This is a genomic window from Paraburkholderia sp. TE9906 (assembly GCF_056279605.1).
In genome coordinates, this window is sequence record NZ_JBWCCT010000022.1 from 1 (window position 1) to 19,939 (window position 19,939).

The following is a 19,939-nucleotide window of genomic DNA, read 5'->3' on the forward strand; positions in this document are numbered from 1 at the left end:
GCCGGCAATGAACGCCCGGCCACGCCCATACGCAGATGCAATACGATGGCTCACCCGATAAACCGATGACCATCGCATCGACGATAGCTGCGTGCCTTCTGGCAAAGACGGCAACAGCAGGCTGTAGATCGTTTCGGGGTCCGCTGTTCCAGTGCTTGCGAGCGAGGAGGCATGTTCATCGGGCACGATCATCGAGAGCCGGTAGCGCTTCGCGGAGGAGCGAACGGGCACAGCTACGAGGCTCGCTTTCGCCCGCGCGGGATCAGTCCATTCAAATCGATACAGGGGCCCGCGCGGATACGGCCAGTCCACGTCCACATCTGCAAGTGCAAAGGTCTGCGGATATTGATCGCCTTCGAAGCTTAGCAGGCTGTTGAAAAGAGCCTCGTCATGACGACCGAAGCAGTGTTCACGAGATTTGCGTATGCGATTTGCTGCTGAACTGCAGGTTCGCCGGGTGGTTTTTGCAGGCAATTCGCATGCTTGCAGCGCTCACGCTGCGGCGTCGCCGCGCCTTCGCGGCTCATCGCACCGCTCCTTGCAGCACCACACCTGGCATTCGCGCCAGGCGGGTCAGATTGCTCGCAACCATCGTCAGCTTGAAGTGCTGGTCGACGCGCCTGATGCCCTTATAGACCGTCTGCCGTATCCGGCCGACTGTTTTACCCCAACCGAAATGCTCTTCGATACGTTTGCGGATGACCTGACTGGCCCGGTAGCCCGCATGCCGCGACGTGCGACCGTCGATTGCGCTGCCGCCGTGGCGATCGTCGTTGCGCGCGACATGCGGCGTCACGTTACGGGCCCGGCAATCGTTCACGAAGTCGCGGGTGTCGTACGCCTTGTCGGCACCGACTGTCTTCGCGTGGCCGCCTGGCACGCAGTCGAGCAGCCGCAACGCGCTGGCACGCTCGGCGAAACCGTCCGCATGACTGACCACAGCGCCGACCACCAGCCCCGAGCGGTTCTCCATCAGGATGTGCCCGTGGTAACACAGGATGGCCGGGCTCTTGCGGCTCTTCTTGAACAGCCGCGCATCCGGATCCGTGCTCGACTCATGCGTATCGTTGCTGCGCCGCGTGCCTTTCCAGTCCGTGTCGGCATTGCGTCCGCCGCTTGCCGGCGGTCCACCGTCCGAGCCGTCCTTCGCGCGGAAGCTCTTGTGGCTGGCCCATGCCTGAATCAGCGTACCGTCGACCGAGAAATGGTCTCTCGAGAGCAGGCCCCGCTTGTCCGCCAGACCCATGACTTCCGTGAAGAACGCTTCCACGACATCATGTTCCAGCAGCCGGTCGCGGTTCTTCGAGAACACCGAGTGGTCCCACACGGCGTCCTCGATCGCCAGCCCGACGAACCAGCGAAACAGCAGGTTGTAGCGCATCTGCTCCATCAGCATGCGCTCGCTGCGCACCGAGTAGAACACCTGCAACAGCAGCGCACGCAGCAGCTTCTCGGGCGCAATCGAGGCCCGGCCGGTGTCTGCATAGATCACGCTGAACAGCCCGTTGAGCCGTTTCAACGCATCATTCACCAGCAACTGGATCGGTCGCAACGGGTGATCAGCCGGAACGAAATCCTCCAGCCTGACCGTTGTGAACAGGGGTTCCTGCATCTCATCGATTCCGCGCATCGTATCGGCTGCCAAAGATCATGAACATGATATCCATAACGCCTGTCCCTCAAACCCCGTTTACACGGGGCCCAAATTCAACAGCCTGTTAGGCGCAACGCCGACCGAACCTTGCTGTGCGCGCCGTCGCATCCGACCAGCCATCTGCAACGCACGGTGAGCGCCTCTCCCTGCGACCCCGTCATACGCGCCTCGACAGCCTCGCCGTTGTCGGTGAAGCTGTCCAGCGTACAGCCGTAATTCACTCGCCCCCCATGCTCTGCGAACGCCGCTTCGAAGAGCCGCTCCGTCTCGTACTGCGCGAGTGAAAGCGAGCCATAGGGCAGGCCGTCTTCCGGTATTCGCATCGAACGCTCGGGCACCATTGCCCCGTCGACCCACGTTTCAACTCCGGTGAGCCATGTACCGGCCTCGATTGCACGATCAGCGATTCCGAGGTCGTCGAAAATCTCGAGCGTGCGAGCCGTTATGCCGAGTGCTTTACTGAAAAATCCCCTGTTTGGCATCCGGTCGACCACCTTTACCGCGACTCCGTCGCGCTGCAGTTCGGTGCCCAGCAGCAGACCCACCAGGCCCGCGCCAATAACAAGCACGTCCACGTCTTCCATAGCTTGCTCTTACAGGGAATCGCGCTGTCGGCGAGACGGACGCGCACGGGCAGAGATCTGCGAGTTCGCTCAAGAGGATACTGACGCTTGACGCCGGGCATATTAGCTATGCCTGGAAGATAGCACCGCGGATTGTCGGCGATTCAAGTGATGATGGCGAATGACTCTTGTTGGCCGATCACTGACGGCTGTTTCGGCGATTGATGCTCTCTAAACACTGACGGCGGCTTTGGCTGGACGGTTTCCCGCAACGGCAGCGGACAGACCTCAGCGTGCATCGCTTGGACTGTGTAGATTTGCATTGCACGTCGTATGCGGTCTTTAAGAATGCCGCTCTTAGGTCACTGGAAGCGAGGGCGGAGTTCCATCGTTAAGAAGTTGACGAGTTAGCCATCTTGATTTGTCTTTACACCGGGTGCTGATGTCAATCTGTGAATCAGCCGCTCGATGGAAGGGTGTCCTTCGTCGACCGCTTACTGCACGTCACCCAGTCCGCATATTCCGTCAGCGGCACGACTTGAGCAGAACACTTTCGTCGTCATGCCTGTGAACGCGCTTCATGAGCGGATCGCAGCTATCGACGGTGCACAGAACATCGGCGACTTCGATGGCTGCGCCACAGTCCATCTACGATGACCTCAGCTTCCGAACCGGCCGCTCCGCACTGCATATCAGCCGGCTGGTATGCAGTGCCTGAGCCCAGCGGCTACCCATGCCGCAAACCGTCTACATCGGTCGAATGCGCCAGTTCCTTTTGGGCCTCGAGCATGGTGAGACGCTCAGTCAGGGCTTTATGAACGAGTGCGTACGCGTCACTCCCCAACGTCAGCCGCTTCGGCGCCGGCTGCTGGTCCGCCGATGCGATGATCGCCGAAGCAACCTTGCGTGGATCGCCCGGAAACATGGCGAGGCCGGCTGTCGCCGTCATGCGGCGAAATTCTCCTGCAGGCGTCTTGTCATACACGTCCAATGCCTGCGCCATGTCCGCGCTCGATGAGGCGAAACTGGTGCGCGATGCGCCAGGTTCGACCAGCGTCACTTCGATGCCAAACGGGGCGATCTCCGGCCTCGTACCTTCGAAAAAGCCCTCAATGCCCCACTTGGTGGCGGCGTAGACGCCCATGGTCGGGTACGCCGCCTGGCCGACTGACGACGAAATCTGGATGATTCGACCGCCACCTTGCCGCCGCAGGTTGGGGATCGCCGCACGCGCAACCTGAATCGAACCAAGCAGATTCGTATCGAGCTGCCGCTCGATCTGCGCGTCTCCGACTTCTTCGGCGGCGCCGAACAAGGCATAGCCCGCGTTGCTTACGACGACGTCGATACGCGCCAGCTCCGAAAACGCGCGGTCGATGACCCTACGCACCGCTGAACTGTCCGTGACATTAAGGATCGCGACCCAAAGACGTTCGCCATGTTGCGCGGCAAGGTCCTCGAGAGCATTGGGTTTGCGAACCGTCGCCGCGACGCGGTCGCCGCGCTGGAGAAGGAGCTCTGCAAGCTCGCGTCCAAAACCGCTACTTGCACCTGTGATGAACCATGTCTTCGACATTCGATTGTCCTCCGTATGGTTAAGTCGTTCCCGCTGTCAGTCTGCCCTTGCAAAGCTGACCCGCTGCAGGGCTACGTTTGAGATCGCAACGCAAGGTACTGTCGATTCGAACCGCACAGTCGACGAAACAGCCAGAAAAGCGATCATTCAAGCGAAGATGCCGTCCCATTGTCGACCTTCATCTGCGCAAGACTGCGACGCAGCACGGCCACATTTTTCGGCCCGTTCATGACGCTGAACTGATGCTGCGCCTCACGCCAGAGCGGCGCCGCCCGTTCAAAAAGATCCGTTCCCTCCGGGGTGAGTTCGACGATACGAATGCGACCGTCCGTGGGAGACGGCCGCATCGTCACAAAACCATCGCGCTCCAGAAAACCGATCATTTTTCCCATCGCGGTCCGTTCGATGTCGAGGCGTTCGGCCAGGGCATTGACCGAGGCGCTCCGCTGTTCATTCAAGGTCGCCAGGATAAGAAATTGCGTGATGCGAAGGCCGGATGGCTGGAGACAGGCGTCGTAAAGACGCGAGATCTGACGTGCCGCCTTCCTCACCGCAAAGCAGTTGCATTGATCGACCCCGGGTTGGTTTTCCGGCGGCATCTCGTTTCCTCCTCAACGTTAGTTAAATTGCCCACGCTCTTTGCGCGTTCGTCAGGCGAAAGCGCTGCGATACTTCTCAATGAAAGCTGGGACGGAAAGCGCCGGCGTGCCGGTGATCTTCTCGACGGCATCGTTAGTACCCTGAAACACCCCTTCCCGATAGTGCTGCGCGACTTCGACAAGGTGCTGCACAAGGAACGGAGGGAACTTGTACACCTGCTCCATCTGTCGCTTGAAATCTTCTATCGATGTCGGAACGTATTCGATCGCCACGCCGAGCACCTCGCTCATGGCTGCAGCGATTTCCGTATGGTTCATCTCCACCGGGCCGTGGAGAGTGTAAGTCTTGCCGCCATGGCCTGCGGGATTCGCCAGAATGTGGGCAATAACCCGTCCCTGGTCGTCGGTGCTGATCGGGGCATGGCGGCCGTTCGCAAAGGGAAAATCAATCTTCTTTCTGGCCCAGATTTCCTTCGCGAAATGCGGGTAGACGAGCCAATCCGCAAAGAAGGTGGGCCGCAGATGCGTCGTAGGCACACCCGACCAGTCGAAGACCTGCTCCGAAATCCAGTGGTCCTGTGCCGCATGGCTGGTCGACTCTCGCCGCGCCGAAATCTGCGACATGTTAACGATCGCAGTGACGCCAGCTTCCTTCGCTGCCTGCGCGAAATAGGCTGCAGCGCCAAGAATCCCAGGTGCGATCGGGTGAAGGAAGTAGGCGGAACTGACACCCTCCATAGCCGCACGGATGTCATCGATGTTGGAGAAATCTCCGACGGCGATTTCAACGCCACGTGCCCTCAGCGCCGCTGCCCGCTCGTCGTCCGAGCGCACGTAAGCGCGTACACGCCTGCCCATGTGGAGCAGTTCGTCGATGGCCGCACCGCCGGTACGGCCGGTTGCTCCGCTTATAAGAATGGTCGCTTCGTTCATGATCTTCATCCTTTAAAATTAAGAGCATATGCTCCTTTCAGTCAATATAGAAGCATATGCTCCTAGTTGCAAGTTCTTTTTGACGCTGATGGCTGGGCAGGCAATTTTCGGGCGGAATCGTAAGACCTTGCCGTTCTTGAATGAGAGCCGCGCTAGGACGCTCCCCTGCCACGAACGACGCCGGGCCGAGCGTTGATCCTCGTGAGCCAGGCATTGAGCAACGGCAATCCAGGCCAGTCGATTTCATACCGCACTGCAAAGGCGCTCGTGTAGGCCCCGATGTCGACGAGTGTGAAGCCGTCGCCCGCCATATATGGGGCGTCACTGACGAATCGTTCGGCCTGAACGAGAGCCTCGAGCGAGCGGCCGGCTAAAAATCCGGCGCTGTGTTCGTCACCTTCTCGTGTCAGGGAAAAAGCGCTGCGGTTGGGTGCGATAACTTCAGTGACGAAATAGAACAGGCGCTCGAAAAACAGGCCTGCTGCCGGGCCCGAATCAGGTATTAGCCTTTTGCGAGATCGACTCGCTGCATACAGCATCATCGCGTTTGACTGGGCGAGGATGAAATCCGCCTGCGCCAAGGCAATGGCCGCTCTTCGGCTGTTGCCTGTTTGCGCTCCGTGAAGACGGACTGCTGCCACGAGCGGATCTCCCACAACGTTCAGGGTCAGCGCCTTAGTTCATAAGCGCGCCCTTCCAACATCAACTGACACCGTGGCCGAGCGCGAAAGAGAGGAGCGCAGAAACGCGCTTCGCGCGCCACATCTGTCGTGTCCCAGGCAGAGTGCGCGCTAGCGACGCGTGATGTCAGCTTTCAAACGGAGCATGATTTATCAGATCGCACACGTTCGGAATGTCGAAACCATGTACGTGGCGACGCCCGATATCGGCGATGCCAGTGCCCACAGTCGTATGGGGTTTCTTTCTCGCAACTTCAGCCAACGCTTCCGTAAACGCCGCTTTAAATCCGAGGCGGGGGTAGAGCGCGAGCGTGTCATCGATGAGTGAGGGCGTGACTTCGTCCAGAAAGAGTCCAAAGACATCGAGATGGGCGCCCATATAGACGAGAGCGATTTCTGGCTGCTTGCGGTCGGCGAGGCCGCCAGCAGAGTGAAGCGCGATTGCGTCCCACACGAGTTCGGTTTTCGATTCCGGGTAGCCATGGGCCAGCAAAAGGCGGCTGGCCGCATCGGCGCCGTCTACTTCAAAGCGTTGGTCTGCGGCAAATTCATCTGTAAGGCCCAGATCGTGAAGCAGGGACGCGAGGTACACCGCTTCGCGATCGTATTTCAGACCTCGCCTCCTGCCGAGGAATTCGGCGAACCACCATGTCCGATGCACGTGATGCATCATCGCTGTGGAATGGACCCTTTCGACGAGCGAAGCGGCTTTGGCGGCGATGTCCGAGTCCGGAGCACTAACTCCTCCGACAATCACAGGTTCACGCATGGCATGCCCTCCGGACATGTGAAGTTGCATAGCAGGTCCAGTCTAGATAGTTGGAGGACGGCGGAAATGACAGTTTCTGGGCGATTCGTGCCACAATTGCTGCCTATGCATGAACATGCGAATGCGCCTCTATGAGCAAACGGACGAAGCCGCTCGACCCGCCTGCAGGCGCAACGGCCAAGCGGGTTGTGATATTGGGCTTGCCTCCGGTGGACGCGCTCGACGTGATCGGCCCAGCGGAAGTATTCGCGTGGGCGAATCAGTTGCACGGCGGCAAAACTGCCCCCTATGCACTCGAACTGGTCTGCGCGGCTGCCGATGTGCATCTGGAGAGCGAAACAGGTATTGGGCTCATGGGGCATCGCACTCTCGAACAGGAGCGTAGTGCGAACAAACCGATCGACACGCTGCTCGTGACTGCGGGCTCCAGAACATTCGATCAACTTGATCAGACAGCCATAGAGTGGATCCGAATGCGTTCGCAGACAGTACGGCGCGTGTGCTCGATATGTGTCGGAGCGTTTGCCCTGGCTGCTGCAGGCGTTCTGGATGGACGCAGGGCGACGACTCATTGGGGCATGGCACGGCGCCTGGCGGAGCGCTATCCCAAGGTACAGGTTGATCCGGATCCGATCTGGGTGAAAGACGGCAATGTGTACACGTCGGCGGGCATATCGTCGGGAATAGACCTCGCGCTTTCCCTTGTGAGCGAAGACCTGGGAAATGACTTCGCTTTGGAGATTGCCAAAAATCTGGTCCTGTTTTTACGCCGTCCCGGAGGACAGGCGCAGTTTAGCGTCGCACTTCAGTCACAGCGTACGCATAATTCAAGTCTGGACGAATTATGCCTCTGGATCGGTGAGCATCTGCATATGGACCTTACGGTCGAGATTCTGGCAACCCGCCTATCAACCAGCGTCAGAACGCTGATGCGCATCTTCCAGCGGGAATTGCAGACCACTCCCTCGAGATACGTCGAAGGCGTCCGGCTCGAATCGGTCTGTCGTTCGCTTGAACTCGGGGAGCGATCGATGGAAGAGATCTGTCGTCGGAGCGGATATCACAGCGTCGACGTCCTAAGGAAGGCATTTGCACGCCGCTTCGGGGTAAGCCCAAAAGATTACGCGCGGCGGTTCGCGACAAGCAGCGAGCTATCTCAGGTCGGCTAGCATTGGCCGGTTGGGCGTGAAGATGCTTAAGTTCTGCGCAGCGCATGCTACGGAATCGGCGCTCGTAGCCTGCTGTATGGCCCGATCTGATAGCTACCCGGAGCTAATCGTTCCCGCGAGCACGCGAGTGCTGCCGCGACAACTCCGCTATGCAAACGCTCACGCCGCGAATGCAAAAAAAGTAGAAATGCTATTAGCTCATCGGAAGCGGATCCTGAAACTGGACCGTCTGCGACGACGAGGACTCAGCGGTGCGCGCGATGAGTTCTAGTTGGCAGCAACAGCAAAATCGGCGACGAATGATAAAGATGTTAATGTCGGTCAGCAAAAAGGCAGAAGCAGCGGGCATCGACATCGAAGGCGAGCTTCTTCCAGGAGGATCGACCGGTCGCCAACGTGCAGGCGTTCGCCGCCTTTCTCACGTCGGCCGCACAAGCCGAGTGCTTAGCCTATGCGAAGCCTCCCTTAAGCGACACCCGACACGTACTCGACTATCTGGGCCGCTACACCCGACCCACCGACGCTTGGCTATCTGGTCATGCTCTAGCAATTCGTCGTTCAGCTTTCGCCAGCCGGCGAGTGTACGATCGCTGTCACGTGGAGAGTTCGCGCAATCCGGAAGCCAAGCTCTCTGTACAGGCGAATAGCAGGAGTATTCGTCGTGAAGACGTGCAAGAACGGGATGCGGTCGTGTTGCTGGATCGACGCCGATACATGCTCCACCAGCAGTCGTCCCAACCCCTTACCACGCCAATCCGGATGCGTACATACGGCGCTGACCTCCACGTGCCTGCCCGCGGCCATGCGCTCTCCCGCCATGGCCACAAGTCGCCCTTTCTCGCGAATACCGAAGAAGTTGCCCAACTCATTCGTGCGCGAATTGAAAGGACCCGGTCGAGTAATCTCGACCAGCTGCAACATATCCGAAACGTCGTCGGGCCCAAGGCGGACAACTCGGGCGTCGGAAGACTGCCGAAATTTTTTTTCTGCAATCATCTGGTGGCCGTTGGCGTCGAGCGTCACAGCGTAGCCAGAAGGTATCTCTGGTTTCATCGCAGTAAAGAGGATAAGGCTCTGACCGGGCGGCAACATGGCTGCGATTTGGGCGACGCTCTCTGCACTATATTCACGCGCAGCGCCGAAGGGCGCAAATTCTCGCCGGTATCTCGCGCCACCTTTAAAACGTTCGACACACTCCTGCGGCGCTTCCGACAAAGACGCCCAGACTACGTTGGCGAGATACTCATCGGATTCGAAATCTGCTGCTCCGACTACGTCAGTTTTAGGTGGCTCCATGGCGTACTCTTGAGGTTTGATGGATTTTTTGAATTCGGTCGGTATCTTTGATACGGCTTGCATCCGCTCAAAGGCAGCGGCGCGCTCCAGAGTAGAACGCTGAAGGGCGTCGGCCGCTCGGTCGATCTCAAAGAGGCCTCACACGATGACTCAACGCCTGGCAACTTCAGTAGCCCGATCGATCTTTCCTTTCTGAATCAACGTCCGAACATGTCACCAGCCCTCAGAACGAGCCGGATGCAGCCCCGCCAGTAGCTTTCCGCAGTCGCCCGAGTACCTCTCTCACTCCAATTCGGCCAGGCTTGGCTGAAAGTGAATGACGGTTTTAGGGGCACGGCGCGAAATATGCCACCGTCAATGCCGGACTCGCGGCCATCGGGGCAACCGCTGAGTGACCGGAATCGGACCCCTGAGAAGATAGATGGGCCCGGTAGGCAGCGCTTTGCCGGACCGTCACGCCCGCTTGTTTATGCTGGCTTCCGGGCTGGAACGTCTCGCACTACTTCAGTCAACTCGCCGGTGTCAATGTTGTAGAACAAGCCATATAGATTGAAATGTTTCGGCACACCTGGGCTAGCGCGAAGTAGCTCAACGTCGTATTTGAGCGATTTCTCGTAATCCTCAATGCAGAGGCTATCGTGATCGTACGACTTCGAGATATCCGCGCCATGATCGTGATGGAACGCGTCGATAATGCCATCCGCGGTGAAGGCCGTCGCGCCGCAGAAAGAGTGGTGCACCACGACGACATTCTGCATCCGGAAGAGAAACTCCATTGTCGAAACCGATTGCAGCGCGGCGACAGCCCGGCCACCCGCGTTAGATACGGTAAATAAGGTTGCCGTATGTCCGACCCGGCTGCCGTGTTCGTCGATGATGTTCTCGCCGGGGTAAACCTCCCCAAAATACTCGGCAACCTTCTTCGGAATTTCGCTTGCCCGAGGATCGAAGCAGTAGACCACGATCGTCTTCATCGGGATGAACGTGGGTATCAGGTCACGGATAGTGGATGCGTCGTACCAAGGCTGCTTCCTGAATTGGAAATCATTGAAGTTCGGCATATATTTGCTCCAGTTACCTGCTTCTCAGTGTGTGGTGAAGGCAGTCGTACCCTCTTGTGTATCGATAATCTCCATGCTCCGCGTTTGCTGCAATTCGATCGCACGCAGAACGCAGCCGACGCGCGCCTTTGCGACCGTGCAAACGTCAAGGTCGCTACCGCGGCAAGCGCAAGAAACGGCAAAATCGTTGCGTTCACTACCGACCAGCCGAAGCGCGCCAGCATCTGTCCCGCGCCCGGCGATCGAGCGCGGTGGCATCGGATCGTATTGATAGGGCTGCTGAGGTCCCAATCGTCGCATTAACGGCATTGGCTGAAATGACAATTTCGCGTCAGTTCCTGCCTACTGCTCCCGGCGTCGTGTCTACACTGCGGCCTTCTTCGCTCAACGGATTTCTGCACTTTTCGCCACTTGGTCATAGCCCGCGACAGATGCTGGCGAACATCATGGGATCCTTGAGAAGAGGCGCCGTCCCGGGGGATACGGCGATCCAGATTCCCATGACGCACAAGAAGGAAGCGATCGGAATTGCCAGCTTCTGGCCCTTCGGCAGGATTTTTTCGGCGAACATGAACAGCGTCAGCAACGCCATCCAGGTCAGGCTCATTGCGCCGACAGCGAACATCACTGCCATGAGCGCCCAGCAACAACCGACACAAACCAGTCCATGCCGGAAGCCCATCGTGACAGCACCGAAATTGCCTTCCCGCCAGTAGCGCGCGAAGAACGAGAGAGGCGTGCGGCATCCCGTCAGGCAAACCTGCTTCAGGGGCGAGACCTGAAAAAGACCCGCAATGATCAGCACCGAGCCGGCCAGCGACGGTCCTGCGCGATTCCACGCAATCATCTCCGGGCTGACGGCCCGAATGGCCAAGTCCAGAAGATAGGCACCAAGGCCGTAGGCGACCCAGGCTATGCCGTAGCCGGCGACAAAGCTGGTCATGACGCTCGGACGCGCGGTGGATGCCCTGTCGCGCGACCTGAGCACCGCACCGAACGCTGCAATGTAGTTGAGTTCGGACGGTAGCATCATTGCGGTCAGCATCACCACCCAGCCTGCGAGAAAGACCGGCAGATTGTGCAGCGGCGTTCCCGGCCCTTCGTCCATGCCACCCATGAGCACTAGCGCGCAGAGCCAGGCCGAAAGGCTGAGTGCCAGGACAGCCATCGTCCAGCCGAGGGCCGGCTGTCCCCGTCCCAGCGCGGACGCCGCAGATCGCGAGGCGGAGAGTACGGCCCTCATGGCGCGTCCGGTCCATGCCAGTTGAACGGGATATGCTTGCTGGCCTGACCGGCCGGGATGTTCTGATCAAAGCCGAACGCCTTCCAGCGGCCCGCCACGCTCTTGCCCCAGGTCACCGGGGCGTCGGTCGGACCCACCTCGCTCCCCGGCGGGTTGTAGCTCTGGAGACGTTTCGTCGGATCGGAGGTCGGGCCGCTCATGGCCCTGCCGCTCGCCTCGACCTTGTCCTCGACCGCCACGCTCCACCGTTCGAGCGCACTGTCGACCTCGACTGAAATGTTGGCAAACTCGACGCCCTTGATTCCGCTCACATGTGTCGGCACGAACTGCTTCATCCACCCCCCGGCCTGGCCGGTGAAGATCGCCACCAGCGCCTGCCGCTGGTCCTCGTCGGCCGCGGCGTCGAAGAACACGCCGGGGTTCAGCATCGCGCCGTCCCAGAGATTCCCGGTAAATCCGGCAATCAGGACAACCTTAAGGCCCGCCATCGGCGTCGCGCCGTAGTGCCCCTCATTGATCCTGTAAGCCCAAAGCACCTCGCAATGATTATTGGTCGGGGGCTGGGCGAAGGTGCAAGGACACGGCGAATTGCACGAGCACACGTCGAACCACTCACCGGCGATCTGCCATTCTGGAATCACATCTGTGTTTTCAGATATCTGGTCTGTCATTGCCTGCCCCTCTGGCTGGTCCAAGAAATTGTCTGGACATCATGAGGCTGACGCCTGATTATCATCAGTGGCGAAATCGACATTAACCAAGGCAATATCGACATATGGCATCACATCCTCCAATCGAAATTGGCATCGTCGAATTTCCAGGCGCGCAGCTCGCAGCCATACATGGTTTGATCGATTTATTTGAGGTTGCAGAGCGGTTCGCCGCGCAGCATCACGAAGAGCAAACGGCCTTCCTTAGGGTGAGCCAATGGCGTCCTGATGCGCCCGGAAAAGCTCCAGTCAGAAGCCACAATATTGCCGGGGACGCTAACAGGTCACCCGCAGTGCTCATATTGCCGCCGCGCCTTGGCGGACCGCTGTCACGGGAAGACGCAGTGCCATTCGTTGACTGGCTGCTGAGCCATCATCGTGCAGGGGCAACGCTCGCCTCCATATGCGGAGGCGCGTTTCTGCTGGGTGAAACTGGCCTTCTGGCCGGACGATCGGCGACGACACATTGGGCTCATGCAGAGATATTCCGGCAGCGGTTTCCCAATGCACGTCTGGATACCGACAAGCTCGTCATCGATGACGGCGATATCATCTGCGCCGGGGGAATGATGGCGTGGATTGATCTTGGTTTAAAACTGGTCGACCGTTTTCTAGGGCCGACCATCATGGCTGAGACTGCGCGCTTTTTGCTGGTGGATCCTCCCGGCCGCGAGCAACGCTACTACAGCGTTTTTTCTCCCAACCTGACCCATGGCGATGCCGCCGTACTGAAAGTCCAACATTGGCTTCAGGCCACCGGCGCCAAAGATATGGCTCTCGCATCGCTCGTCTCGCGAGCCGGATTGGAAGAACGGACCTTCCTGCGGCGATTTCGAAAGGCGACCGGCCTGACAGCCATCGACTACTGTCAGAGGCTGCGCGTTGGAAAGGCGCGCGAGATGCTCCAGTTCAGTAATTTGCCTGCGGAGACAATTGCCTGGGAGGTCGGTTACGGCGACGCGGGGGCGTTCCGCAAGATTTTCAACAGGGTTACAGGGCTCACACCGGGCGAATATCGTCGACGATTTAGCGTAAACCGAATCTAGAGCCGGGGATCCAGAAACGGGATTCACGGCACGGGATGTAATTCGCTTTCCCGTGATCGCGAAAGTGGCTTGCCACAGGCGCGCGGAACGGGGTCATCGCGGCGCCGACTCGCGCTCGGCGTTCGCCGCATTCATATCCTCGACGGACGTCGGGCTGGCTGGCACCGCAATGAGGCCTCTGAGCCCTTTGATGCACCGGTTGGCAGGAGGTGCTGACGTAATGCCCGGTTCATCGTTCGCGACGAATTCGATTCGATCGCCAGTGGCAAGTCCGAGCTGGTTGCGCACTCCCGGAGGAATCGCAACGCGTCCCTTCAACCGCAGTTGCTGATGTCATAGCGGTCCTTACGGCCCTTGCCCTGCTCGATGCGCGTCATACGTTGGCTGTCGACATCTCCGACCTTCAGCCCGCCATTTCGCTGACGCGTAGCCCGGCGCCATAGGCGACCGAGAGGGCCGTCTGGTGCTTGAGGTTGCCGTTGCGGCGATCAGCCGCCCACTCCAACGGGGCTGAGCACAACGGGCAGTGGGCGGGGCACGCGCACGGGTTGCATCCGGGCCATCAGTTCCGCTTCGTGGAGCGTGGTCTCGAAGAAAAACTTCAGACCGGTGATCGCGGAGTTCAACGACGCCGGTGACGTGCCGTGATCGATGCAGCTGGTAACCCCGCAGGTCCCGACGGTGGCAGTATCAGGCGAGCGTCCAAGATATCGGCAGAACTCGCGCACGGTGCGCTGATAGTTGGCCTGCGTCTTGGGGGAAAGCTGGCGCATGCGCATGTCGTCGATCATGCGCTGACGCAGCGGGCTGCCGTTCGGTTGGCAGGTCATGATTCGGCTCCTGCTGGGGAACGAGGCGAATCGCCTCATTCTCCAACATACAGAACCGCGCAGCCGCCCCTCCACGAACCACCGCGCTTAGCCGGAGCCCCTACCGCGCGAGCAGTTCCGTTCTTTAACCCACAACGATCCCGCGGGACCGCGCGCACTCAACCGCAGCTTCCAGGCTACGACGACCATTCGGGCGATCATGTTGGTCGGCGGTTCATCGGTCTCAACCGACGGTGGCCGATCAGGAAGGTGCGGCCGGTACAGGTCGCGCTGCCGACATTCGCGACTACATGTCCGCGAATGTCAGTTTTCGATATTGACGAATGAGTCTTCTCGACCCTCAGCAGCCAATTGCGGCCAGCCTGCCAGCGTCCCTTGACAACAACATACCGGACGCTCAACTCGAACATTCCGGTTGGCTCAACGATCTGTGATTCGATCGGCTGAGAACCTCGAATGACCGTCAACTTGTCGATGTCCAGTCGTCCGCCTGGAGCGCGTCAATAATCTTCGATACCTGGACGAAGACCGCCAAGGTATATTTTTCGTGTGCGTTTGCTAATCACCCTGGAGTTCCTGCGCGGCTTTCGCAAGATCTCTGGAGGGCGGCAGGCCGAACAAACGCGCATATTCCCGGCTGAACTGGTTTGGACTTTCGTAGCCGACGCTGAAGGCGATCGATGTCGCGCTGCCCTGACCGGAGATCAGTTGTGACCGCGCGTGCAACAACCGGATACGCTTCTGATACTGCAACGGACTCAATGCCGTTACCGCCTTGAAATGGCGATGAAATGCCGAAACGCTCAACGCCGCCATCTCGGCCAAGGCATCAACCCTTATCTGTTCGGTGAAGTTGCGTCGTATCCAGTTAATCGCAACGCCGATACGCGAAAGCGCCGTGTCCGGCGATGCGATATCTCGCAGCATCCAGCCGAGCGGCCCCTGAAGCACCCGAAACAGAATCTCGCGCTCGTACGAGGGAGCAAGCACCGCGATCTCGTCCGGCCGCTCCATCAACCGGAGCATCCGAATCCAGGCGTCGAGCAGTTCATCATTGACCGGTGCGACTGAAAATCCAGAGTCGAACAGCGTCCTGCAGACCTGCACCGGCAGATCGCGGATGAGCGCCGCGACGATGGTGGGATCGAGCGTCAGGCTGACTGCAAGATACGGTTCGCCGGTCGCGGTCGGATGGACGGTACCGACCGCGGGTAGATCCACGGACATGACGAAGTAGGTCGCCGGATCATAGTGAAAGGTCCGGTCACCGACCGTCATCGTCTTCGATCCCGTCAGGATCAGGTTCACCATAGGCTCGTAGACGGCAGCGAGCAGGTGCTCGGGGATTTCTCCCTGGACCATGGCGACACGCGGAATACCCGTCTCGGTGCGCCTGTTTTCAGCCCGGGACGTTAGTGCTCTTAGTTCCTGCAGTTGCTTTTCCATGGCCCCACGCTAGCAGAGGCCATCCGGGCATGCAATCCAAAAGCAGAAATAGGCAAGTTTCGAGGAGGATCGGGTGAGTGCGCGGTGCTCGATGGTCGTATCTTCACTCTCACCAGACAGACGGGAGAGACCCAGTGAAGATTGTCATTGTGACCGGAAGTAGTCGTGGCATTGGTGCCAGCACCGCACTCGAATGCGCCAGGCGTGGAATGGGTGTGGTCGTCACCTACAACAGCAATCCGGAACAGGCGACACAGGTTGTGAAAGCAATCGCCGGGATCGGCGGGAAGTCGGTTGCCCTGAAGCTCGACGTCGGCAACAGCAGCTCGTTTCCCGAGTTTCGCGAAGCGGTCTCCGCACGGATTAATGCCATCTGGGGCAGGCAGACCTTCGACTTCCTCGTGAACAACGCCGGGCACGGCCTCTACGCTCCAATCACCGACGTGACCGAAGACCAGTTCGATGGGCTGTTCAACGTGCATCTCAAGGGACCGTTCTTTCTGACCCAGGCACTTCTGCCGCTGATCGAGGACGGCGGCCACGTCGTCAACGTCACCAGTGCGACCAGCCGCGTCGCCACCGCAGGCGTCGCGCCCTATGCCGCGTTCAAGGGCGGACTGCAGGTTCTGACTCGCTACATGGCCAAGGAATTCGGGGAGCGGCGCATCAGAGCGAACTCGATTGCGCCGGGAGCGATCCGCACAGAGCTGGGCGGCGGATTGAACGATGAATTCGAGGCCATTCTTGCGGGCCAGACGGCGCTCGGGCGGGTGGGCGAGCCCGAAGACATTGGCGGCGTCATCGCAAGCCTGCTATCCGACGAGAGCCGCTGGATCAATGCCCAGAACATCGAAGTGGCGGGCGGTTACATCATCTGAATCGGGGAGAAATCATCATGCTCGACCACGTCTTCATATCCGTCAGCGATATCAATCGCTCGATCGCTTTCTACGAGAAGGCGCTCGCACCGCTCGGCATCGTACATGCGATCGACTACGACGGCAGCCAAGGCCCCGCCGGCCACCCTGATCTCAAAGGTTTTGGTGCGAACGGGCGCGTGTTCTTCTGGTTGCGCGAAGGTACGGTCGAAGGTCGCGCCGCACACGTCGGTTTCATCGCCGATGGCAAGCGCGAAGTCGATGCGGCTTTCTCAGCGGCGATGTCCGTAGGTGCCACCGAAATCCATCCGCCCGGGCCGCAGCGTCACTATGACCCGCGCTATTACGCCGCTCAGGTGCGCGACCCCGACGGCTACAGCCTCGAATTTGTCTATAAGGAATGGCAGCACTGATATGAAGAAGCTCATGATTTACGGCGCGACGGGATATACCGGTCGCATGGCGGCAGAACATGCCTCAGCAGCAGGTACGTCGATAATCCTCGCAGGACGCAATGAAGCGACGCTCGTACCGCTTGCTGCGAGGCTCGGGGTGGAGTATCGGGTCTTCGCGCTCGAAGACTCTTCTGTGATTGACCGATCACTCTTTGACGTCGGTGTCCTCCTCAACTGCGCGGGGCCATTTTCCAGGACCGCCAATGTCCTGATGACGGCTAGCATCTGCAACGGCGTGCACTATCTCGACGTCGCCGCGGAACTCGACGGATATCGTCTGGCCGAAGTGCTCGATGCAGAGGCCAGAACTGCTGACGTCATGCTTCTGCCCGGCAGCGGCGGCAGTGTCGCAATGCTCGGGTGCCTTGCCGAGAATGCTGTTGCGAGAACGAACAATCCCTCGAGCATCAAGGTGGCGATGCACGTCTCGGGCGGTCTGTCACGAGGCTCGGCCGTCAGCGCCATGGGGAGCGTCACCGTCGAAACTCTGGTGCGGGCCGACGGGAAGCTGGTCCCCCGGCCTGCAGGAGCCATCCGAGGGTTCGACTTCGGAAAGGGTGCCGTCGACTGTTTTCAGGTGACACTCCCCGATCTCATCACGATCTGGCGATCGACGAACGTGCGAAACATTGAGACGTTCGTCCACGTGACGGGCGATGGATTTCCACAAGGTGATCTCTCTGCACTGCCAGACGGACCGAGCGTGGAGGAACGACTGGCCAATCGGTACCAGGCGGTCGTTGAGGTAACTGATTCCGACGGCAGGATCTTCCGCTCGGTTCTCGATACGGTCAACGGCTACACATTCACGGCAACTGCTGCGGCCGAAGCCGGCCGGCGCGTTTTGGCCGGCGAGGCCCGCCCGGGCTTCCAGACGCCCGCGATGCTGTTCGGCAGCGGTTTTGCCAGGACAATCGCCGACACCACCATCGTAGACGTTTGAGGAGCAGGCCATGGAGAAACTCATTGCTACATTTATCCAGACCCCCAATTCCTTCGACGTCGAGGGCGTGGTGACCCTTTTCACAGCCGATGCAGTTATCGACGACGTTTCCGTTGGCGATGCCTTTGTTGGTGCCGAAGGTATTCGCCTCTACCTCAGGCAATTTTTCGTTGGCTACAAAACCGCCAGCAAGCTTCTGTCCCTGGAGCAACTGGACGACTTCACTGCCGTCGTTCGCGTGGATTTCACAGGCGACTTTGGCCACGAGATCGGGACTCTCAAGATCAAGCGCAACACCGATGGTCTTATCGAGCGAATCGACGCGAATCTCGAATAGCGATCACGGAATACAGCCATTGCTGCTTGCCTGGGCGCTGATGCCGCGATGGCTTCACTTCGCAAACTTCTGGAATAGGAAGGACAACACTTATGACCATGTCAACATCACTCACCAACGAAGCCGCAGACAAGCTTGCGGTTGTCGATGCCCTCTACCGGTTCGCCGCGGGTATTGACCTTCGCGATAGGAACCTTCTATCCTCCTCACTCGCAGAAAACGCCGTATCGGACTTTCGCCAGGCCGCTGCTAAAGCCGGGTTCGACTATCCGGTCATCGAGGGCAGAGACGTTATCGTCGAGGCCCTCACGGTATCTCTCGCGACTCTGGATACGACGCACTCCGTCACAAACCCGCGGGTCACCATCGCCGGGGACACGGCCCGCCTCGATGCACTTGTAGAAGCCCAGCATGTACCACGGGGCGATCATACTCGTCACTATCTGATGAAGAACCGCTACGATGTCGAACTGGCAAGAAAGGGCGATGTCTGGGTCATCACGCGGAGCACGATCGACAACGTCTGGCGCTCTGGAGATCCTGCGGTTCTTTCTGTTGTGTAGAGTGTGTTTGGCTGGAGACTGAACTGCGGCGTGATCGAGTTAGCGTCGCCACGACGCTGCGCACTCGGTCACTCCATCCGGAGCACATAGTAGGCCTTGCGGTTATGCCTGTTTATCACCCAATGACCGAATTGCGCCAGGCAGCGGGCGTCCGCGCAGGCTTGGCGATTGACTCTTCCTGGCCGGTTGCCGAAGATCGCTCGCGACGCGCACGCATCTCCGGCGACTTCGGCTCTAACGTTCGGACCCGACTCCTATCTGCCATTCGACGCCCGACGGCCGGCGTCTCTTGATAGAAGAGAAGCGGTCGTCGGTCAGCCGCTGCGTCCTGGCACGCGGCTCGTCCAGCGTACCTACGCACCAGTAGCCGGCCCGATCCGCTCAGCGGCTGCCCGTTGCAGTGGCCGCCCGCTCGATCACCCGGGCGACTTCTGCCGGATGCGACAGATAGGCGACATGGCTCGACGGAACCTCCACGAGCGAGCTCTTCGCGCGGCTCGCCATCCAACGTTCGAGATCGGGATTCACGGTTCGGTCCTGAGTCGCCACGACGGCCCAGCTCGGCTTCGTTTTCCAGGCCGGCTGGCTCACCGGCGCGGTGAACGACTCATGCGCCGGCATGACCTGCGAACTCGCCATGAATGCGGCCTCCGCAGCGGGTACATCAGCAGCGAAGTCGGCTCTGAAGTGCTCTGCGTCGAAGTAGAGGTGGTCATCGTTGGTTGCTTTGATGGCTTTTGTCGCGGCCGGCATTTTCGTCGTCAGGTCCTTGAGGTTTTCTCCAACGTCCGGTTCGAACGCGGCGATGTAGACGAGGCCCGTCACGCGCGCATTGTTGCCCGCCTCGGTAATCACCGCTCCGCCGTAACTATGGCCGACGAGGATTGTCGGGCCGTTCTGCGCATCGACGATACGCGTAGTCGCGGCGACGTCTTCCTTGAACGACGTCTCCGGCTCCTGAACCACCGTGACTTTATAGCCGTCCCGCGTGAGGATCTTTGACACGGCTTGCCAGCCCGAGCCGTCGGCGAAATAGCCGTGAACCAGGACGATGTTCTTGACAGGTGCGGCTTCGGCGAACTGCGTGGCGAATGCGCTGGCGCCAATGGTCAAGGCTGCGGCAAAACGGCGAATGTTGTGGATGGTTTTCATTTTCGACTCCAGAAGTCAACGATGATTGGACAATTG

At 59.4% G+C, this 19,939-nt stretch carries 20 protein-coding genes and 2 pseudogenes; 7 read left to right on the plus strand and 15 right to left on the minus strand.

What is annotated here, in order from left to right; translation table 11 throughout:
* The 8 genes and pseudogenes from ACZ9H4_RS34575 to ACZ9H4_RS34610 all read right to left on the minus strand — a co-directional run.
* Nucleotides 1–474: pseudogene (locus ACZ9H4_RS34575) on the minus strand (hypothetical protein); the annotation flags it as partial.
* A gap of 49 nt (nucleotides 475–523) precedes the next feature.
* On the minus strand, nucleotides 524–1,630 hold the full coding sequence (locus tag ACZ9H4_RS34580; RefSeq protein WP_408150512.1) for an IS5 family transposase: 1,107 nt from the start codon (nucleotides 1,628–1,630) through the stop codon (nucleotides 524–526).
* A 77-nt stretch (nucleotides 1,631–1,707) separates the two neighbouring features.
* Nucleotides 1,708–2,238 carry an FAD-dependent monooxygenase gene (locus tag ACZ9H4_RS34585; protein WP_476122641.1) on the minus strand — a complete coding sequence of 177 codons (531 nt, stop codon included), beginning with the start codon at nucleotides 2,236–2,238 and terminating at the stop codon, nucleotides 1,708–1,710.
* 706 nt (nucleotides 2,239–2,944) lie between these two features.
* The gene (locus ACZ9H4_RS34590; RefSeq protein ID WP_408150686.1) at nucleotides 2,945–3,793 is read right to left on the minus strand and encodes an SDR family oxidoreductase; all 849 of its coding nucleotides are present in this window, start codon (nucleotides 3,791–3,793) and stop codon (nucleotides 2,945–2,947) included.
* A gap of 143 nt (nucleotides 3,794–3,936) precedes the next feature.
* On the minus strand, nucleotides 3,937–4,392 hold the full coding sequence (locus ACZ9H4_RS34595) for a MarR family winged helix-turn-helix transcriptional regulator (RefSeq protein WP_408150688.1): 456 nt from the start codon (nucleotides 4,390–4,392) through the stop codon (nucleotides 3,937–3,939).
* A gap of 51 nt (nucleotides 4,393–4,443) precedes the next feature.
* On the minus strand, nucleotides 4,444–5,325 hold the full coding sequence (locus ACZ9H4_RS34600) for an NmrA family NAD(P)-binding protein (protein ID WP_408150690.1): 882 nt from the start codon (nucleotides 5,323–5,325) through the stop codon (nucleotides 4,444–4,446).
* Between the two features lie 152 nt (nucleotides 5,326–5,477).
* Entirely contained in the window at nucleotides 5,478–5,966 is a 489-nt protein-coding gene (locus tag ACZ9H4_RS34605) for a glutathione S-transferase family protein (RefSeq protein ID WP_408150692.1), read from the minus strand.
* Nucleotides 5,967–6,132: 166 nt separating this feature from the next.
* Nucleotides 6,133–6,774 (minus strand): HD domain-containing protein, encoded by a 642-nt coding sequence (locus tag ACZ9H4_RS34610; protein ID WP_408150694.1) that lies wholly within the window; start codon nucleotides 6,772–6,774, stop codon nucleotides 6,133–6,135.
* Nucleotides 6,775–6,905: 131 nt separating this feature from the next.
* On the opposite strand from ACZ9H4_RS34610, the gene ACZ9H4_RS34615 reads away from it, so the two are divergent.
* On the plus strand, nucleotides 6,906–7,943 hold the full coding sequence (locus ACZ9H4_RS34615; protein WP_408150696.1) for a GlxA family transcriptional regulator: 1,038 nt from the start codon (nucleotides 6,906–6,908) through the stop codon (nucleotides 7,941–7,943).
* A 558-nt stretch (nucleotides 7,944–8,501) separates the two neighbouring features.
* Here the strand turns inward: ACZ9H4_RS34615 and ACZ9H4_RS34620 are convergent.
* The 4 genes from ACZ9H4_RS34620 to ACZ9H4_RS34635 all read right to left on the minus strand — a co-directional run bounded on the left by ACZ9H4_RS34620 (nucleotide 8,502) and on the right by ACZ9H4_RS34635 (nucleotide 12,214).
* Nucleotides 8,502–9,302, minus strand: coding sequence for a GNAT family N-acetyltransferase (locus tag ACZ9H4_RS34620; RefSeq protein WP_408150698.1), 801 nt, complete (start codon nucleotides 9,300–9,302; stop codon nucleotides 8,502–8,504).
* Nucleotides 9,303–9,706: 404 nt separating this feature from the next.
* On the minus strand, nucleotides 9,707–10,300 hold the full coding sequence (locus tag ACZ9H4_RS34625) for a carbonic anhydrase (protein WP_408150700.1): 594 nt from the start codon (nucleotides 10,298–10,300) through the stop codon (nucleotides 9,707–9,709).
* A gap of 415 nt (nucleotides 10,301–10,715) precedes the next feature.
* Entirely contained in the window at nucleotides 10,716–11,468 is a 753-nt protein-coding gene (locus ACZ9H4_RS34630; protein WP_408150702.1) for a DUF2182 domain-containing protein, read from the minus strand.
* Between the two features lie 71 nt (nucleotides 11,469–11,539).
* The gene (locus ACZ9H4_RS34635) at nucleotides 11,540–12,214 is read right to left on the minus strand and encodes a DUF1326 domain-containing protein (protein WP_181324906.1); all 675 of its coding nucleotides are present in this window, start codon (nucleotides 12,212–12,214) and stop codon (nucleotides 11,540–11,542) included.
* 104 nt (nucleotides 12,215–12,318) lie between these two features.
* Here ACZ9H4_RS34635 and ACZ9H4_RS34640 point away from each other — a divergent pair, with 104 nt between their 5' ends.
* Nucleotides 12,319–13,299, plus strand: coding sequence for a GlxA family transcriptional regulator (locus ACZ9H4_RS34640; protein ID WP_408150705.1), 981 nt, complete (start codon nucleotides 12,319–12,321; stop codon nucleotides 13,297–13,299).
* A 335-nt stretch (nucleotides 13,300–13,634) separates the two neighbouring features.
* Here the strand turns inward: ACZ9H4_RS34640 and ACZ9H4_RS34645 are convergent.
* Together ACZ9H4_RS34645 and ACZ9H4_RS34650 are read right to left on the minus strand one after the other, a co-directional pair.
* Nucleotides 13,635–14,129: pseudogene (locus ACZ9H4_RS34645) on the minus strand (tyrosine-type recombinase/integrase); the annotation flags it as partial.
* A 558-nt stretch (nucleotides 14,130–14,687) separates the two neighbouring features.
* Entirely contained in the window at nucleotides 14,688–15,575 is an 888-nt protein-coding gene (locus ACZ9H4_RS34650) for an AraC family transcriptional regulator (RefSeq protein ID WP_309911378.1), read from the minus strand.
* A 134-nt stretch (nucleotides 15,576–15,709) separates the two neighbouring features.
* On the opposite strand from ACZ9H4_RS34650, the gene ACZ9H4_RS34655 reads away from it, so the two are divergent.
* From ACZ9H4_RS34655 to ACZ9H4_RS34675, 5 genes are all read left to right on the plus strand, one after another.
* Nucleotides 15,710–16,453, plus strand: coding sequence for an SDR family NAD(P)-dependent oxidoreductase (locus tag ACZ9H4_RS34655; RefSeq protein ID WP_408150707.1), 744 nt, complete (start codon nucleotides 15,710–15,712; stop codon nucleotides 16,451–16,453).
* A gap of 17 nt (nucleotides 16,454–16,470) precedes the next feature.
* Entirely contained in the window at nucleotides 16,471–16,866 is a 396-nt protein-coding gene (locus tag ACZ9H4_RS34660; RefSeq protein WP_408150709.1) for a VOC family protein, read from the plus strand.
* A 1-nt stretch (nucleotide 16,867) separates the two neighbouring features.
* Nucleotides 16,868–17,851, plus strand: a complete 984-nt coding sequence (locus ACZ9H4_RS34665; protein ID WP_408150711.1) for a saccharopine dehydrogenase family protein — start codon at nucleotides 16,868–16,870, stop codon at nucleotides 17,849–17,851.
* Nucleotides 17,852–17,861: 10 nt separating this feature from the next.
* Complete coding sequence (locus tag ACZ9H4_RS34670; RefSeq protein ID WP_408150713.1) at nucleotides 17,862–18,188, plus strand: nuclear transport factor 2 family protein; 327 nt, start codon at nucleotides 17,862–17,864, stop codon at nucleotides 18,186–18,188.
* Between the two features lie 92 nt (nucleotides 18,189–18,280).
* Nucleotides 18,281–18,751 (plus strand): nuclear transport factor 2 family protein, encoded by a 471-nt coding sequence (locus tag ACZ9H4_RS34675; protein WP_408150715.1) that lies wholly within the window; start codon nucleotides 18,281–18,283, stop codon nucleotides 18,749–18,751.
* A 381-nt stretch (nucleotides 18,752–19,132) separates the two neighbouring features.
* Here ACZ9H4_RS34675 and ACZ9H4_RS34680 read toward each other — a convergent pair whose 3' ends face one another.
* Complete coding sequence (locus ACZ9H4_RS34680; RefSeq protein ID WP_408150950.1) at nucleotides 19,133–19,903, minus strand: alpha/beta hydrolase; 771 nt, start codon at nucleotides 19,901–19,903, stop codon at nucleotides 19,133–19,135.
* Nucleotides 19,904–19,939 lie beyond the last annotated feature (36 nt).